Below are 17,418 nucleotides of genomic sequence, written 5' to 3'. Positions count from 1 at the left end.
ATTATGGTGAGTGATTTAGATAATAATTACCCAGATACACAAAGGAATCAATTCTCTTACCATTTTAAAACACTCACCATAATGGCGAAAATGGGGAGCTCCCCATTTTCGCCATGCTAAAGCCTCCCATTGGTTGGAAGACGGTATGAATATAGTACAAATCTCATTTCTGCTAGGGCATGAACAGTTACAGACAACAATGGTATATCTTGATATTACCCTAGAGCAGGAATTAAAAGCCCTTTTAACACTTGAAGATGAGAACGACAAAAAAGTATCAAAGAAATGGAAAAATATAAAAGGTGGACTTGCAGAGTTTTGTGGTGTTAAGTCAATGAAAAAGTAAAGTAAAAAATCCAAACCATTTTTCATCAAAAGCCTTAAATAACAGGCATATTTGAAAAAGGTTTGGATTTTATTAAGGTTTGGATAACTAAAATCATGGATTCTCGGACCTGTTGTAGTATGAGGTATGTCAGCCATCAGAAGATAATCTCTAAAGTGAGTATAAGCAGTACTTCTATCCATATGTCCCATTTTATATCCAGGCAAAACAAAGCTGTTATTATCACTGAAACGATGGAAAATTTCTATGTATATTCGCATTCTAACTACTAGACTTTCTGTAATTGGAATAAGCCTATCCTTATTGTTTTTTGCATGACGGATTGTTACAATGCCATCATTAAGATTGACATCTGCGATGGTAAGATTCAGTGCTTCAGAGATCCTTGCACCCGTGCCATAAAGAAATCTAAACAATACGGCCATTTTTCAAATAGTCAATAACGGCCCAACCTATATCCTCTAGCAACGGCAATTCAATGGGTTGCTTTGTTTTCATCATGTTAAGTGAGATAGTTTTACGGTTCCAGTTTAGAGATGAGAGCTTCATGCTCCTAATATCGCTTACTCTTAATCCAAGTCTCACGATCATCAGTATTAGAGCATAATCACGTTTGCCCTTTGGATCATCACGGTCGATGGCATTAAGAAGTTTTAGAGTATCTTTTTTTTTCCATGCATATGGAATAGAAGAATTTCTCATGATCCGGACCTTCGGGAGTAGAAGAGAAAAATTACAGCAAGTAAAGCCGTTCTGATAAACAAAAGACAGATAATTTCTCAACACATAAAGAATGGTACCAATATATTTGACGGCAGCGTTATCATAGGATGCTAAAAATTTACAGATATGATTAAGTGTTATTTCATCTGATGAATTAATTTGAACTGAATGAAGATATTTCAGAAAAAACTGTACCTTCTGTATATTTGAATTAAATGTTGCATTGGCATATCCTCTGCGTTTACATTCCTCCATAAACATATTGTATTCATCAAGGAATCCTTCCGGACACATGAATTGCTCTTTTATTTTTCTAGGATGATAGCAGAATTCGCCTGCATCAAGATACATAAGCAATAGGTGTAATGGCTTCATTCGTCGGTTAATTTTAGAGTTCAATACATTTCCATTAAAACTGTGCAATTTTATGTTTGTTTTTAAATAAATATACTCCAAACAGACTTTTTCATCAACCTCAGATATTTCATTCTCAATTAGATACTTCTGAAAAACGTTAAATGAGTTTTTGTAATTTTTGAGTGTTCCGGGTGCTTGTCCTTGTTTTTCTAATGAAGCAAGAATGGATTCAATTGCCTCGTGTATATTCTTGGTTTTATTCATTGTAATCATCCTCCTCTTTTAAATCCATTATAGGCTGACTACAATTATTATGGTGAGTGATTTAGATAATAGTGGCCCCAATACACGAAAAAATCTAATTACTCACCATTTTAAAACACTCACCATAATGCCTTAGAAGATGTGCATGAATATCAATTTTAGTTTTTTTTCTGAGTATTCTAAACAGAGCATTAACGTCACTATATACTATTGGATTACCCTTGTTACAGCCCTTTAATTTAACGAAAACAAAGTTGGTATCAATTTCTAATTCATCTAAAACCTCATACATATAATCATCAAATAAATCCATTAAATTCTGTGATATATATATTTCTCTTTCGCCTGTTTTCAATTTCGCACCATTGGGTAGTTCCCCTCGGTCTACCAATTTAATTTTATGACCACTCTTGTAATCACAAATGAAGTCCTCTATGTATAAAGCGAGAGCCTCTCCAATTCTCAATCCAGTTTCAAAAAGAAGTTTAATTAGAAACTTATCCCTAATATTCGTAGTCTCTGAATAGACCTTTTCAACTTCATCTTTTGTTAAAACTTTTAATTTACTACGGGGTTCAGTAATTTTTAAAATATTTTTAGAGATTGCCTTGCTTTTATTCACATGAAACAGAAAGTCCTTATAAACTCTATGACCGCCCACAAAGACTTGTTTCATAAGAGTCTCAATCATGTTGTTATTTATTTCCTCAGTCCTAAAAAGATAATCATAAAAATTAGTTATTGCTGTTATATTTAAATTTACTGTTTTTTCTGTCCTTATTGCTTTTGTAGGCTTTAACCCAAGAATCTTATCACTCTTATAGGGGCTTCTTAGCCATGCAACAAAACCAGATAGAACATTTATGTTTACATCTCCATATGCCATTTCTATCCCTTCTAAATACTCAAAGTATAGTTTTAATGCATAACAATAAGTTTTTTGTGTGTTAACGCTTTTGGCTGTGTTATCAAGATGCTTTAGATACTTTAGCACTGAAATAACTGGCATGTCATTATCATCAAACAACATATATCTCCGTTTGTTATCCTCTAACAACACCTCTTGTACTTTCATCCTTTTATCTCCTTTTATGTTATTATCCCTAATTAAAATTATATTATGTACTATATATACTGAATAAAATATATATGGTTATCCCGTATATCATGTATAATTAAATAGGATAAACATTAATATACTTAACTATCTATCCTATAAATATAATACTATATTTAATTCAGGGAGTCCTTTAAAGGAAATCATAAGAAAAGCACCACGTTTATAATGCCACGAGAACCTCATAGACGTGGAGTTAAAGGTAGTAGGAGTAGTACGAAGGAAAAGAGAAAAAGAGGTATATCAAAGGAACAAATTTGTGTTTTATGTGCAATTGATAGGGTAGGCAATATTGTAACCGAACTAATATGTAAAGGTAGAATGAAGCATACAGATTTAGAAAGACTCTTTACAGGTAGGATAGAGGATAATTCAACCCTCTGTACTGACTCACACAAGAGTTATATTAAGTTTGCCAAAAATTTAGATGTCGAACTACAGCAAATTAAACGTGGTAAGCATAAGGAAGGTATATACCATATACAGCACATAAATGCTTTCCATAGCAAACTAAAAGAATGGATGTATGGATTTCATAGTGTCTCCACAAAATACCTCACCAACTACATGTACTGGTTTAAATGGTTGCAGTTATTTAATACACAGAAGGATACTGAAAAAAGCAAATATTTATTAGTTCAGTCACATACATCTCATTCGGATACAAAATTAAAAGATTTTAAAATCAGGGAAGCGATTTATATATAATTATGTAAAATATTTGAATAGTTATTTTTATAAAAAATGAATGAAAGGAAGCCACTTGGCTTCCTTTCATTTTAGACAAATTATCAACACCATTCTTAAACATAGCCTAAATATAAAAGGTACGGGTCTGAAATATATATATTTCAGACCCGTACCTTTTATATTATGAATTTAACTGAATAAGTTGATCACAAACAGAGCTATGTTTTAGCTTAGATGGTGAACAACCATAATATTTTTTAAAAAGCTTGCTAAAATAGTAAACGTCAGCGTAACCAACGGCTATACATACTTTATTAATAGCTTGGTCGCCAATTTCTAATAATGATTTAGCTTTCGATAGCCTAAGCTTTATAAGATAGTTTATTGGGGAATCTCCTGTACTTTCTTTAAATATCTTAGAAATATAAACAGGGCTAAGATACATGTTTTTTGATATTACATCTAATGAAAGGTTGTACATATAATTATCATTTATAAATTCTAAAACTGTATTAACTATGGTTGTTTTATCATAGTTTTCTAGATTTAGTATTCCTTTTTCTTTTAGAGTAGTGCTTTCAAGAAAATGATTAGGCAGCAGTCCTTCTATATTAAAGTTTTGAAATCCTACTTGAAATTCATTAATTTCACTATCGGTAGGAAGGATTTTCCCATGATAAACATTAGGGTTGAAAATAAGCAGATCTCCTTTTTTTACAATATGTGGAACTCCACTAATGTTATAAGTACACGTACCTGCCAAAATATATATTATGGACATAAAATCATGGCAATGATATGTTAAATTACTTTTATCATTAAACTTTTCTACAAAAGTATATAACATCTTGGGGTTGAAGTTATCTACATCAATTTTTAAATCACACATAATCTACCTCTAAATAATTAATTATTATATTATAGGTTTATTATAAGTCTTTATAAATTATTAATCAAATTTTAGTTAAATTTACAAACATTAGAATAAGAATGGACATTAAATAGTAGAGAAAACTACATTTTATTATTTGCAGTTATGCATGATAATGATATAGATAAAAAAAATTACTGGGTGATAATTATGGCTTTAAAAGGGGTGTGGAATTATGCAAGAAAATACAAAGGTAGAATCATAGTGGGATTTATACTAGTTGTTATATGTTCAGCTATGAGCATGGTAGCGCCATATTTATCAGGAACAATAGTGGATAAGGTTATTATGGGGGAAGAGAAGAATATGTTAGTTCCTTTATTAGCACTTATTACAGGAATAACAATGCTTAGATCTTTATTTAGGTATACTTTTTTAATTTTATTAGAACAGATGTCACAAAATTCTATATTTGACATAAGAAATGATATTTATAGCAATCTCCAAAAATTAGATTTTAATTTCTTTGATAAAACTAATACTGGAGATATAATGAATAAAATGACAGGTGATATTGACGCAGTGAGACATTTTCTTGCTTGGGTAGTTTACAACGTTATAGAAAATTCCTTTGTGTTTTTATTTGGAATAGGAATTATGATTTCAATAGATTATAAACTTACCTTGCTATTGCTTTTGTTTACACCACCAATAGCTTACTTTGCAAGAAAGCTAGCAATAGAAGTAAAACCAACTTTTTTTAATGTGAGACAGCAGTTCTCAAAGTTAAACTCAGTTACACAGGAGAATATAAGTGGCAATAGAGTGGTAAAGGCTTTTGCTAAAGAAGAATTCCAAATTAAAAAATTTGGAAAAGAAAACGAAGAATTTAGAAAAAGAAACATTGATTCTGCAAAAGTTTGGGGAAGGTACCTACCAATAATAGATTCACTGTCAATAAGAGTTAATATAGTACTTATCCTTGTAGGTGGTATTATGGTAATTAACGATAGCATTACCATTGGAAATTTAGTTACTTTTAGCGCTTTAATATTTACAATTAACAATCCAATGAGGATGGCAGGTTGGTTAATCAATGATATACAAAGGTTTTCAGCTTCTGGAGAAAAAATAATGGAACTTATGTATACTCGGCCTAAAATAATAAATTCAAAAAATCAAGTTGAGGAAGATAGGATAAAGGGAAATATAGAGTTTAAAAATGTAAACTTTAATTATGGGGATGAAGCAGTGCGTGAGGACATAAATCTGAAAGTGAGCCCAGGGCAAACCATAGCAATTATAGGACCTACAGGTTCTGGTAAATCTACTTTTGTAAGTTTACTTTGTAGATTTTATGAATGCACAAAAGGTGAAATAACAGTTGATGGTCATGATATAAAGGATTTTAATTTGAGAAAGTTACGTAAAAATATAGCTGTTGCTATGCAAGACATATTTCTTTTCTCTGATACTATTGTTGGTGAAAGAGCAGTGGGACTCTCAGGAGGACAAAAGCAAAGGATTTCTCTTGCTAGGGCGCTTTTAAAAAACCCATCTATAATAATACTGGATGATACTACGTCAAGCCTTGATATACAAACTGAGACTATGGATGAAGAGACTACTGTTAAAGACTTACAAGGAGCTTTTGAAATGCCTAAAATAAAAGGCACAGTGGAATTTAAAAACGTTAATTTCTGTTATGATGATGGACAAAGGATATTAAACGATGTGAATTTCATAACAAAAGAGGGAGAAACTATAGCTTTAGTAGGCCCTACAGGAGCTGGTAAACAACTATAATCAACCTTATAAGTAGATTTTATAATCTGCAAAGTGGAGAAGTATTAGTAGACGGAATTAGTGTCAGTGACGTGAAACTTAATTCATTAAGAAGACAGATGGGAGTAATGTTTCAGGATACATTTGTATTTTCAGGTACTATAATGGACAACATAAGATACGGTAAGCTTGATGCAACAGATGAACAAGTTATTGCTGCTGCAAAAGCAGTTAGAGCACATGATTTTATAACTATCTTAAGTGAAGGTTATAATACGCAGGTACATGAAAGAGGTTCAAGACTTTCAGTTGGTCAAAGGCAGTTAATATCTTTTGCAAGAGCTTTACTTGCAGATCCAAGAATTTTAATATTAGATGAAGCAACTTCAAGTATAGACACAAAGACAGAAATACTTCTACAAAAGGGACTTTGCCAGCTATTAAAAGGGAGAACTTCATTTATAATAGCTCATAGGCTTTCTACTATAAAAAATTCAGATAGGATTATGTACATTGATCATGGAACAATAGTTGAATCAGGAAGCCACACTGAGCTTATGGAGTTTAAAGGGGAATATTGTGATCTCTATATGAGTCAGTACAGAATGCTAGAAGTTATTTAGAACTTAAAAATTGTGGGATGTTTTTTTATATAAGAAGCAACTTTAGATTTCCTATATAGTTGAAATAATTAAACAATTGTGGAAGATAGTTTACCAAAGTTGTTTTTCTTTAATCTTTTTTAAAAAATACACAATAGTGATAAAAGGAGAGGATATGTATGGTTAAATACGAATATAAATTTAAAGATTGCTACGTTATGTTGGAAATCAATGAACTTAAAGTAGGTAATAATTCTATAGAAAGAATTTGGAATGTAGAGGGCGATAAGCTTTTACAAGTGAAAAAAAATAGACCTTATTATTGAGGCTAATACAGATGATGATTGTGGTGTTGCGCGTAAACATTTAAAAATAGTTGTAACAATAGAATATAAGGATTATTTGGTAAAGTGGATTCATATAATTTATCCATTGCCAGCAATTTTGAGATCTTTTATTCAAGTTTAAATTAAATCAAATTTTTTAGTACTTGAAAGTATAATAAAAGAACCAGAGGTACAAGGAAAAACTTTTCATTCTAGTGAGCTTAATGATGATTATCTAGATAGTTTCCCTATAGCACAATTGCATTGTGGATGGAAAAGTTTTCTTTAATATGGATGTAACTGCTGAAATAAGAAGCGGATATATAAATGTTAGTGAACCAAATATTATTATAGAAACTATAAAACCCTCTGAGGATGGAAGCGGCGACATAATTATACGTTTATATGAAACTAAGAGAATGACGTCCATATGTAAAATTTCAATATCATTAAAATATAAAAAAATAGTTTTAACTGATATGCTTGAAAATGAAATTAGTGAAATTAATAGTTATAATGGCGAATTCAAAATTCAATTCAAACCTTTTGAGATTAAAACTATACATCTTGTGAAGTAAGTATACCAGCAATAGTTATTAAAAAACATTAAAAAATAAAACCCTTCGAACTCTATAATACTAGTTCGAAGGGCTTTATTTGTTATAGTTGGTTTTTATGGATTTAATTCCTTAATTAGAGGACTAATATTTTGAGGCTAAAATACTGTAAGCACCTCTTTGAGTAGACTTGCATCTCTAGAATCTGGACCAACCATAATTTCAAAATCTCCAGGTTCTACAACATACTTCTCATCCGCATCTACAATAGAAAAATCGGATACAGATAAAGTAATACTTACGTTCTTTGTCTCTCCAGCATTTATCTGAACTTTTTCAAACCCCTTTAATTCTTTAACAGGAGTCATAACAGAGCTTATAACATCATTAACATATAATTGTACAATTTCTGTGCCATCACATTTACCTATATTAGTGACATCTACACTTACGGTTATAGTATCTTTTGATGAACAGCTTGTTTTAGAAAGCGTTAGGTTAGAATATTTATAACTAGTATAAGATAGTCCATAACCAAAGCTATATAAAGGCTCTGCCGTTGATAAATCTGCGTATTTAGGGCTGTGCCAACCTGGCAAATGATTATAATACACAGGTGTCTGTCCACTATGATATGGGAAGGATATGCTTAGTTTTCCACAAGGATTAAATTCACCAAATAGAATATCAGCAAGTGCCTTTCCACCTAATGTTCCAGAATTAAAAGTCTCTACAACTGCATCAGCATTCTGGGCTATCCATGGAATAGAGAGTGGTTTGCCATTAACTAATACAACTGCTAAAGGTTTGTTTAGTTTCTTTAGCTGCTCAAGAAGTTCCTGTTGAGAACCTGGCATATCAAGAGTAGCACGATCTTTAAACTCACCATTCATTGCAAGACAATCCCCTACAACGGCTATAATTACATCTGCATCCTCGCAGGCTTTAACAGCACCTTCTATATCTATATCTTCTTTATCCATAATATCGCAGCCTTTGTGATAGGTAACTTCTATATTTTTAGATTCAGCAAGTTCTCGTATTCCTCTTAACATTGTATAATATTCAAAATTAGGTACAGCCTCTGGATTTGGATCAGGATGACTAAAGAATGTCCAATCTCCGAACTGAGCTTGAATACTATCTGCATTGGGACCTATTACAGCTATTTTTTTAATATTATTAAGTGGTAATGTGTTATTTTTATTTTCTAATAATACTATGGATTCTCTTGTTAACTCAAGATTGATTTCTTGATGTTCTTTGGAGGCTATAACATCTGTGGAGATATAACCACGTCTTTTTTTAGCATCAAAAAGGCCCATTTTAAATTTAATATTAAGGATTCGTTTAACTGCGTCATCAATAAGAGTCTCGGAGACTTTCCCCTCTTGAACTAGCTTCAAAGTGGCGCCATAAAAATCATTTGTATTCATGATCATGTCATTTCCGCTTTCTATAGCTTTTTTAGAAGCATCAGAAATGTCTGGAGATACTTTTTGTTTATCAACAAGTGACCCTGTATTGTTCCAATCTGTAACTACAAAGCCGTCAAAGCCAAGTTCATCTTTTAATATGTCTTTAAGCATTTTTTTATTGGCTGTCATTGGTGTTCCATCTATAGATTGATAACCTGTCATAAAAGTAGCACAACCAACCTCAACTGCTTTTTTGAAAGGTGGCAAGAAAACTTCTCGTACTTTTCTTAAGGTAACTTCGGTGTCATAAGCATCTTTAGCACCTGTACTTTCACCATAAGCTATATAGTGTTTGGCGCAAGCTAAGATACTACCTGGGTCTGATAAATTTTTGCCTTGATAACCTTTGATTATTGCAGAGGCAAGTAGCCCTATAAGATAAGGATCTTCGCCAAATGTTTCATTTATGCGTCCCCAACGAGTGTCACGGCCTATGCAAAGTAATGGAGAGAAAGTCCAATGTAAGCCGTCTGCAGAAACTTCTCTTGCAGTTACACGTCCAGCGCTTTCTACAAGGGAAGGGTTAAAGCTACATGACATAGCAAGCTGCGACGGGAAAACTGTTGCACCATTTAAAAGAGCATGGCCATGTATAGCATCTATTCCAAACATAAGAGGAATCCCAAGTCTTGTAGACAGAGCTAATTCTTGAAGTCTGTCTGCATTATCACCAAGAGCATGGAGAAAAGAACCTGCAAACTTATTTTTGACCCATTGTTCGGCTTCGGTTACGTTTACCATATTGTAACTTATTTGCATCATCTGACCTACCTTTTCTTCCAAGGTCATAAGTGAGAGTAAGTTTAATGTTCTCTCCATAGGAGGAAGTAAAGCATTTTTGTATGTATAATTCATAAATGACACCCCTTTAATTATAGTTTTTTTATCAAACATACTATATACTATTATTATAATATAAATTCATCTGTTTTTATTATCATTTATTATCATAAAGTCATCAAATATTACTTTATCTTGTGAAAGGTGGCGATAAATTATTGGAGCCTTATTGTGAAAAATCTCGTATACATGATATGAAAACAAAAATAAATATTTTTTCATACTCCCCTAAAAAATATGAGCCACATGTCCATCTTCATTGGCATAAAGCTCTTGAGATACTTTATATTATTAAGGGAAGTATAAGGGTGCAAATTGATAACAGAAGTTTAATTTTATCTAAGGGTGATTTAATAGTAATAGGTAGTGAACAGATTCATTCTACGAATGCGGATTCAGAAGGGGACGAAGAAATATTGGTATTTCATATTGCTCCTGATTTCATAGAGACCTCATTTTTTAACATTGAAGATAAAAATTCTATAGAACTTTTTATGAAGAATAAGATCCGTTTTCCAGAGCCAATTATAGAAAAAGATGCTGATATTAGGAACGTTATAGATTGTATATTTAATATAAAAAGAGAATTTGAAAACAAACAAGAATCATATAGCATAATTATTAAGGCAAATATTTTCGCTTTAATCGGGACTCTAGTGCGAAAATACAGCAAAAATAAAAAAAACCAGTCAAACAATATAAATGACATTACAACTAAAAAAATGCTTTTTAATACGTTTAGGTTAATAGATGAACAATATATGACTAAGCTTACTTTAGAAATAGCTGCAAAAGCTTCGAATTTAAGTGTATCACACTTTTGTAGACTTTTTAAAAAAACTACAGGGACGACTTTTAACCATTATCTTACAGCATACAGAGTTAAGATAGCTGAAAATATGTTTGGACTTGAAAAAGATTGTTCTGATGTAGCATTAAAATGTGGCTTTGAGAGTAGTCAAAGCTTTATGAGAGCATTTAAAACTTTTAAAAACTGTACTCCATCACAGTATAGAAAAGTTGTCTTCAATTCAGAAAAACATTAAAGACTGCATAATAATTTGGTCCATTAATGCATTTTGTTTTTATTGAGGATTTCCTTTCTGTAAGCGGATGGAGATGTCCCTCTGTAGCTTTTGAAAACTTTATTAAAGTAATTTAAACTTGAAAATCCTGTTTCAGACATTATTTGTATAATGCTCTTTTCAGAACTAAGCAAAAGCTTTTCTGCATTTTTAATTCTAACAAAGTTTAGGTATTGTATAAAAGTTTTACCTGTTGCAGCTTTAAATAATCTACAGAAATAGTGATAATTGAGAGCTAATTCATGACAAGCCATTTCGACAGTAATAGGTTCATAGTAATAATTCTCAACTAATTTAAAAGCTTTATTAAGTTTTGACAGCATATCTTTATTTTTATTGAGTATATCAAGTGATGAAAAATTAATAATGTTGTTTCTATATAAAATGGTTAGAATTCTGTAAAGGCAAGATTTAATATACATTTCATAAGCAATCTCTTTTTTTACAATTTCTGCTTGTATTTCGACTATTAAATTTGTTACGACAATATATTGGTGAAAATCTTTAATATCAAGTAACTTATAGTCAAAGGTATTTTCGTTTAAAAAGGGTACAAGATATTTATAATCGGAGAGCAAGGCATTCCCTAAAATTAGACATGGGTCAAACTGTAATAGATACATTTCTACAACGTTCTTATTATTAGTTGCTGTTGATGAATGTGATATCATTCCATTTACTAAAAGTACATTACCACTATTAACCTTAATTATATCGTTATTTATAACAAATTCCATCTCACCTTTTGTTACATATACCAATTCCATTTCTTTATGTAAATGAGTACTAGAAGATAAATCTTCCATAGAATTAATTGTAAGACTAGCTCTAATTGGAAATCCTGGATCTGAGATTTTTATATATTCTTTTTTTATTTCCATTGATGCACATCCTTTATAAAAGTCACAATTGATACAATTACTAATCACAATATGTGTGGAATTGTAAGCAAATAAGGTTATACTTATATTATATACTATATCATTATAAGACAAGATTGCAAAATATAAAAATATTATATTATATAAAAATTCAAGCAAAGATTAAATATGGATAGGGGAGAGTATAATATGAATAAACAAAAAATTCATCAATTCACGAATGGTGGGAATTCATGTGTTATTAAAAATTCAAAGCCACCAAGGTATTGGTCTAATTATCTTTGGAGTGAAAAAGGTTATTGTGCTCAAGTATCTCAGATAGGGCATGGAAGAAGCTATTATTTAAATGAAAAGGCTGACATGTGTATGGTTAATAATAATGATGCAAGGTATGTTTATTTTCGTGACGAGGATAATAATACTTTTTGGAATATTGGAGAAGGTCCTTTGAACGAAACCGTTGATAATTTTGAATGTGAACATAGCATTGGATATACAACTTTGAAGTCTGAAAAAGTAGGAATAAGCGCCCAGTGGCAATTATTTGTACCACAAAATGGATATAATGAGGTTTGGACATTAAAAATTAAAAATAATACTGATAGAGAAAGAAATTTGAGCATATTTTCAGCTGTGAGTTTTGATCTTGAAGGATTTAGCTATCCTAGGTATTATGAAATGTACAGAAGCTTAGAAACATATTTTGATAGTGAACTTAATGGTATATATTGCATGTCTAATCATCCTTTTGCGCCTCATAAAAGATATAATGGGTATATAGCATGTTCAGAAAAAGTTCATGCTTATGATGGTGACTTAGCGAAGTTTCTTGGAGCTACAAGTTCTATAACCAAGCTTGATGCTAGTTCGATTGGACTATTTCAGAGACCAGATGTTGTTATAAAAGGTATGGACTGTACCAACTCTTTAGCGGCTCTTTTTATACTTGGTGGAGTTTTGCAGAATAAAATTACTCTGGGTCCAGGAGAAGAAAAGGAAATAAGCTATGTTTTTGGAGTTAGTGAATCTCTAGAAGAAGCAAGACAGGTATCTTTAAAATACTCTAATAAAACAAATATTCAAAAAGAATTCGATGAAACTCAAAAGTATAATTATAATAAATACAGTTCAATGAACGTTAAGACTCCTGATGAGAAAATTAATAATATTATGAATAACTGGCTAAAAAAGCAAGTAGATTGTTGCATTGTGGGGAAAAAAGGAGTAAGAGACAACCTTCAAATTTCAGTGGCATTACTTAGTTACAGACAGGAAAAAGCTAAAGAAGAAATAATTGAATGTTTAAGACATCAGTTTAAAGAGGGTAATGCTGTACTTACTTGGTTCCCTTATGATGATACAAGATATTCGGATCAACCTTTTTGGATTATATGGGCGGTTTGTGAGCTAATTAAGGAAACTGGTGATTATGATCTTCTTAATACAGAGATTGAATATCAAAATGGTGGAAAAGGTACTATGCTTGAGCATGTTAAGGCAGCTGTTAATAGACTTATTGAAGATAAGGGTCGTAATGGTCTTATTAGAATTTTTGTTGCTGATTGGAATGATGCACTTAATATTACAACAGATGAAGAAGCAGAATCAGTAATGTTATCTGAGCAATTTTGTCTTGGTTTAAAGGAATTAAGTGTATTGATGAAGAAAATAGGGGAAGAGAGTTATGCAGGATCACTTTTGACTGAATATGAAATCCTAAAGGATACAATCAACAAGGTTGCCTGGGATGGAGAATGGTATATGCGTGCACTAAGCAAGAATGAAAACATAGGTTCAAAAGAAAGTGCTGGTAGTAAAATATATGCTAATGCACAGACTTTTGCAGTACTTGCAGATATACCGGACGAGGAAAGATTAAAATCGGTAATAAAATCAATTGATTCTATGGAACATGACTTTGGGTTTCCATTAAATATGCCAGCCTATCCTGAGTATTCACCTAATGTAGGCCGTATGTCAGGAATGCTTCCAGGACTTTTTGAAAACGGAGGAGTGTATTGTCATGCAACTGGTTTTAAAATAGTTATGGATTGCAAAATTGGGAGAGGAGATGAGGCATTAAAAACATTAAAAAAGATAATGCCAGACAGTGATTTGAATCCATCAACAAGTTCTGGTGCAGAACCTTATGTTTTCACAAATTGTTATTCAACGCATCCTAAATATTACGGAAAATCGTATTGGTCTTGGACAACAGGAACATCCGCTTGGACAATGATGGGACTATACGAGGGTATACTTGGTATTCAAAGAGATTATGATGGATTAAAAATAAATCCATGTATGCCACCACAATGGGACAAAGCTGAGGTAAACAGAGAATTCAGAGGTGCTAAGTATCATATTGTTATAGAAAATCCAAAGCATTTATCAAAATCAGATCTAATTTTAACAGTAGATGGAAATGAAATTGAAGGTAACATATTACCATTATTTAATGATAAAACTATTCATGAAGTTAATGTAGTTATGAAAGGAAGTATCTAATATTTGGTAGATTTAATAAGTAGTAAATACGACGTTATTCCATGTATATGAGACAGTATGACATTTACTTATAATGCTTAAACGAATATAATTATAAGTGTTTATAAAATTAAGATATTAAACAGGAGATGATAAAATGTCATATTTAGCAAATAGCGAAAGATATTCTAAAATGAAGTACAACAGATGTGGGAACAGTGGATTAAGACTACCAGCACTATCTCTAGGACTTTGGCATAATTTTGGCGGTGTAGATACTTATGAAAATGGGAAGAATATGGTTTTAGGAGCCTTTGATTTAGGTATAACTCATTTTGATCTTGCTAATAACTATGGACCTCCAGCAGGTTCAGCAGAAGAAACTTTTGGTAAAATATTAAATTCAGATCTTAAGCAATATAGAGATGAATTAATTATATCCTCTAAAGCTGGGTATTATATGTGGCCAGGTCCTTATGGAGATATGGGTTCAAAGAAGTACTTGGTAGCAAGTTTAGATCAAAGTCTTAAAAGAATGGGCCTGGATTATGTTGATATATTTTACTCTCATAGACCAGATCCTAATACACCTATGGAAGAAACTATGGGAGCATTAGATCTTTTAGTTCGTCAAGGAAAAGCTCTATATGTAGGAATATCCTCATATAATCTTGAACAGACAAGAGAGGCAGCAAAAATTCTTAAAAGATTAGGAACGCCTTGCACTATACATCAGCCTTCTTACTCTATGACTAACCGTTGGATTGAAGGAGACCTTCAGAACTTATTTACGCAAGAGGGCATAGGTAGTATTGCATTTTGTCCATTAGCACAGGGAGTATTAACAGATAAGTATCTTAATGGTATTCCAAAAGATTCAAGAGCAGCTTCTAAGACAGGTGCTCTTCAGGAAAATCAAGTTTCACAAGAGGTTGTGAATAAGGTTAAGGCTTTAAATGAGATAGCAAAATCAAGAGGACAGAGTATGGCTCAGATGGCACTTTCTTGGAATCTTCGTGAGGACAGACTTACTTCAGTTATAATTGGCGCAAGTAAAGTAAGCCAAATAGAAGAGAATGTAAAAGCATTAGATAATTTGGAGTTCAGCTTTGAAGAACTTGAGAAAATAGATAAAATTTTAGAATAGAGATCAATATATATAATGGGGTACATTATATAATATATAGAGGAGGTGAAAAACTTAGAAATTTGTTTTTTACCTCCTTTTTTTATAAAATTTTGAATTTCTTAATTATAAGAGTTTTTATAATTTAACGGTGAGCATCCGGTATGTTTTTCAAAGTTCTTATCATTTTTTTAGAATATTTAAACAACAAAGCATTTACAAGGGATTTCGGCGTTGTCAAGAAAATATCCTAATTTGAAAGGAATAGAGATTTTACCTTATCATGACATGAAAAAAGGCAAGTGGAAAGAAATACAAATAGAATATACACTAGAAGGTTTAAAAATGGCAGATGATAAAACAAAGAAGGAATGGATGGATAAATTTAAAGATATGGGATGTTTAAAGGCAGTGCTTTTGTCCTGAATTATTTGTCCGATTGCGCATACAAATTGCCCATTTTCAAGTAGAATAGCACCTTTGTTTATATTATAATTTAAGTATAAGAAAATGATAATATGATTATAGACTTTAAAAGGAGGGTTACTATGGCTGGATGGACGTCATTAAAAAATTTGGTAAAAAAAGAGATAAAGCAAAGAGAAGAAGAGGGTTGTAATGTAGAGGGATACTATGAAAGATTTGAAGAATTAGGTCAGGATGAAAAGCAACTTATGGCATTTTATAATGAATTAACTCAATTAGAAATGTCCAAGAATTTTTCATTTTGTGAGCCAATAGAGTTAGAAGACATAAGAAAAAGTAGAGACGAAGGACCAAGAAAATTTAATATTGTAGAATCAGAAGAGAAATTAAAGGATAGATTCTATGGCGCATGGCTGGGACGTTCTATAGGATGTGCTTTAGGTAAACCAATAGAAGGACCTGCTTTTATGGGGGGGAGCAATGGAAGACCGGGGTGGAAAAATGTTGAACTTTGGTTTAAAGGGGCAAATGCTTGGCCTATTTCTAATTATGTCCCAACAAATTCTACAGCTAAAGAGGAATTTGGTTTAGAAACCATTGGTTGGTCAAATAAAAGTCTTTTAGAAAATATCAAATTTATGGAAACAGACGATGATATAAGATATACCGTTCTTGGACTGAAACTTCTTGAAGAGAAAGGACTTAATTGGGATAGCTGGGATTTAGGAAAATTTTGGCATGAAAACCTTCCTTATCAATTGGTTTGTACAGCTGAAACTCAAGCTTACTTAAATTTTACTTCTGTCACAATGAATTATAATCAAGTTAAACCACACAATTGGAAGAAAGATATAGAGTGGGTAAGAACTCATCTAAACCCATACAGGGAATGGATTGGTGCTCAGATTAGAGTAGATGGTTATGCTTACGGAGCTGCAGGAAATCCAGAACTTGCGGCAGAACTAGCTTATAGAGATGCATCTTTCTCCCATATAAAGAATGGAGTTTATGGAGCTATGTTTTTTAGTGCAGTGATATCGGCAGCCTTTGTGGAGAAGGATATAGATAATCTTATTAAAATAGGACTAAGTGAAATTCCGAATAACTCTAGACTGTATCACGATTTAAAGAAGGCCAGCATTATTGGGAAAGAAGCGAAAGACCAACTTGAATTAGCTGAGAATATATATGAAGCCTTCAAACACTATGATGCAGTTCATACAAATAATAATGCTGCTTTATGTGTAGCTTCATTAGTGTTTTCCAAAGGAGATTTTGAAAAAGCTATAACTACGGCTGTGTTGGGATGGGATACGGACTGTAATGGGGCCACTGTTGGATCTATTATGGGTGCGCTTGTAGGAGCAAAAAACATTCCTTTAAAATGGAGCCAACCATTAAATGACACTTTATATTCAGCGATACCGGGTTTCCACCTAATATAACAACTCCTGTTT

14 protein-coding genes and 3 pseudogenes are annotated in these 17,418 nt (G+C 32.0%); 11 read left to right on the top strand and 6 right to left on the bottom strand.

What is annotated here, in order from left to right; genetic code table 11:
* The first annotated feature begins 145 nt into the window (after positions 1-145).
* On the top strand, positions 146-346 hold the full coding sequence (locus KPL51_RS16160; protein WP_244998106.1) for a hypothetical protein: 201 nt from the start codon (positions 146-148) through the stop codon (positions 344-346).
* Between the two features lie 182 nt (positions 347-528).
* Here KPL51_RS16160 and KPL51_RS24530 read toward each other — a convergent pair.
* The 3 genes and pseudogenes from KPL51_RS24530 to KPL51_RS16150 all read right to left on the bottom strand — a co-directional run.
* Positions 529-771 (bottom strand): annotated as a pseudogene (locus tag KPL51_RS24530) (tyrosine-type recombinase/integrase); the annotation flags it as partial.
* Positions 755-1,690, bottom strand: a complete 936-nt coding sequence (locus KPL51_RS16155) for a site-specific integrase (protein WP_216163615.1) — start codon at positions 1,688-1,690, stop codon at positions 755-757. The gene KPL51_RS16155 and the pseudogene KPL51_RS24530, both read right to left, overlap by 17 nt.
* Before the next feature lie 94 nt (positions 1,691-1,784).
* Entirely contained in the window at positions 1,785-2,765 is a 981-nt protein-coding gene (locus KPL51_RS16150; RefSeq protein ID WP_224854326.1) for a site-specific integrase, read from the bottom strand.
* A 210-nt stretch (positions 2,766-2,975) separates the two neighbouring features.
* On the opposite strand from KPL51_RS16150, the gene KPL51_RS16145 reads away from it, so the two are divergent.
* Complete coding sequence (locus KPL51_RS16145; RefSeq protein ID WP_216163613.1) at positions 2,976-3,515, top strand: IS1595 family transposase; 540 nt, start codon at positions 2,976-2,978, stop codon at positions 3,513-3,515.
* A gap of 163 nt (positions 3,516-3,678) precedes the next feature.
* On the opposite strand, the gene KPL51_RS16140 is transcribed toward KPL51_RS16145, so the two are convergent.
* A complete protein-coding gene (locus KPL51_RS16140; RefSeq protein WP_216163612.1) occupies positions 3,679-4,386 on the bottom strand; it encodes an AraC family transcriptional regulator in 708 nt (235 codons plus the stop codon).
* A gap of 147 nt (positions 4,387-4,533) precedes the next feature.
* On the opposite strand from KPL51_RS16140, the pseudogene KPL51_RS23625 reads away from it, so the two are divergent.
* The 4 genes and pseudogenes from KPL51_RS23625 to KPL51_RS16125 form a co-directional block, all read left to right on the top strand.
* Positions 4,534-5,430 (top strand): annotated as a pseudogene (locus tag KPL51_RS23625) (ABC transporter ATP-binding protein); the annotation flags it as partial.
* A 159-nt stretch (positions 5,431-5,589) separates the two neighbouring features.
* Positions 5,590-6,776 (top strand): annotated as a pseudogene (locus KPL51_RS24525) (ATP-binding cassette domain-containing protein); the annotation flags it as partial.
* Between the two features lie 158 nt (positions 6,777-6,934).
* Positions 6,935-7,081 carry a hypothetical protein gene (locus KPL51_RS16130; RefSeq protein ID WP_216163611.1) on the top strand — a complete coding sequence of 49 codons (147 nt, stop codon included), beginning with the start codon at positions 6,935-6,937 and terminating at the stop codon, positions 7,079-7,081.
* A 266-nt stretch (positions 7,082-7,347) separates the two neighbouring features.
* Positions 7,348-7,659 carry a glycosyl hydrolase-related protein gene (locus KPL51_RS16125; RefSeq protein WP_216163610.1) on the top strand — a complete coding sequence of 104 codons (312 nt, stop codon included), beginning with the start codon at positions 7,348-7,350 and terminating at the stop codon, positions 7,657-7,659.
* 137 nt (positions 7,660-7,796) lie between these two features.
* On the opposite strand, the gene KPL51_RS16120 is transcribed toward KPL51_RS16125, so the two are convergent.
* Positions 7,797-9,971, bottom strand: coding sequence for a glycoside hydrolase family 3 N-terminal domain-containing protein (locus KPL51_RS16120; RefSeq protein ID WP_216163609.1), 2,175 nt, complete (start codon positions 9,969-9,971; stop codon positions 7,797-7,799).
* A 179-nt stretch (positions 9,972-10,150) separates the two neighbouring features.
* On the opposite strand from KPL51_RS16120, the gene KPL51_RS16115 reads away from it, so the two are divergent.
* Positions 10,151-11,002, top strand: coding sequence for an AraC family transcriptional regulator (locus KPL51_RS16115; protein ID WP_224854347.1), 852 nt, complete (start codon positions 10,151-10,153; stop codon positions 11,000-11,002).
* 23 nt (positions 11,003-11,025) lie between these two features.
* On the opposite strand, the gene KPL51_RS16110 is transcribed toward KPL51_RS16115, so the two are convergent.
* A complete protein-coding gene (locus KPL51_RS16110) occupies positions 11,026-11,922 on the bottom strand; it encodes an AraC family transcriptional regulator (protein ID WP_216163607.1) in 897 nt (298 codons plus the stop codon).
* Positions 11,923-12,111: 189 nt separating this feature from the next.
* Here KPL51_RS16110 and KPL51_RS16105 point away from each other — a divergent pair, with 189 nt between their 5' ends.
* The 4 genes from KPL51_RS16105 to KPL51_RS16090 all read left to right on the top strand — a co-directional run bounded on the left by KPL51_RS16105 (position 12,112) and on the right by KPL51_RS16090 (position 17,406).
* A complete protein-coding gene (locus KPL51_RS16105; RefSeq protein ID WP_224854323.1) occupies positions 12,112-14,430 on the top strand; it encodes a GH36-type glycosyl hydrolase domain-containing protein in 2,319 nt (772 codons plus the stop codon).
* A gap of 136 nt (positions 14,431-14,566) precedes the next feature.
* Complete coding sequence (gene mgrA, locus KPL51_RS16100) at positions 14,567-15,556, top strand: L-glyceraldehyde 3-phosphate reductase (protein WP_216163603.1); 990 nt, start codon at positions 14,567-14,569, stop codon at positions 15,554-15,556.
* Positions 15,557-15,769: 213 nt separating this feature from the next.
* Positions 15,770-15,961, top strand: coding sequence for a hypothetical protein (locus KPL51_RS16095; protein WP_216163601.1), 192 nt, complete (start codon positions 15,770-15,772; stop codon positions 15,959-15,961).
* Between the two features lie 122 nt (positions 15,962-16,083).
* Positions 16,084-17,406, top strand: a complete 1,323-nt coding sequence (locus KPL51_RS16090; RefSeq protein WP_216163599.1) for an ADP-ribosylglycohydrolase family protein — start codon at positions 16,084-16,086, stop codon at positions 17,404-17,406.
* Positions 17,407-17,418 lie beyond the last annotated feature (12 nt).

It is taken from the genome of Clostridium bowmanii (assembly GCF_018861315.1).
In the GTDB taxonomy this organism is placed as follows: Bacteria; Bacillota; Clostridia; order Clostridiales; family Clostridiaceae; genus Clostridium_AD; species Clostridium_AD bowmanii.
The sequence above is the reverse complement of the archived record's forward strand: the minus strand, read 5'-3'. Positions and strand labels throughout refer to the sequence as shown.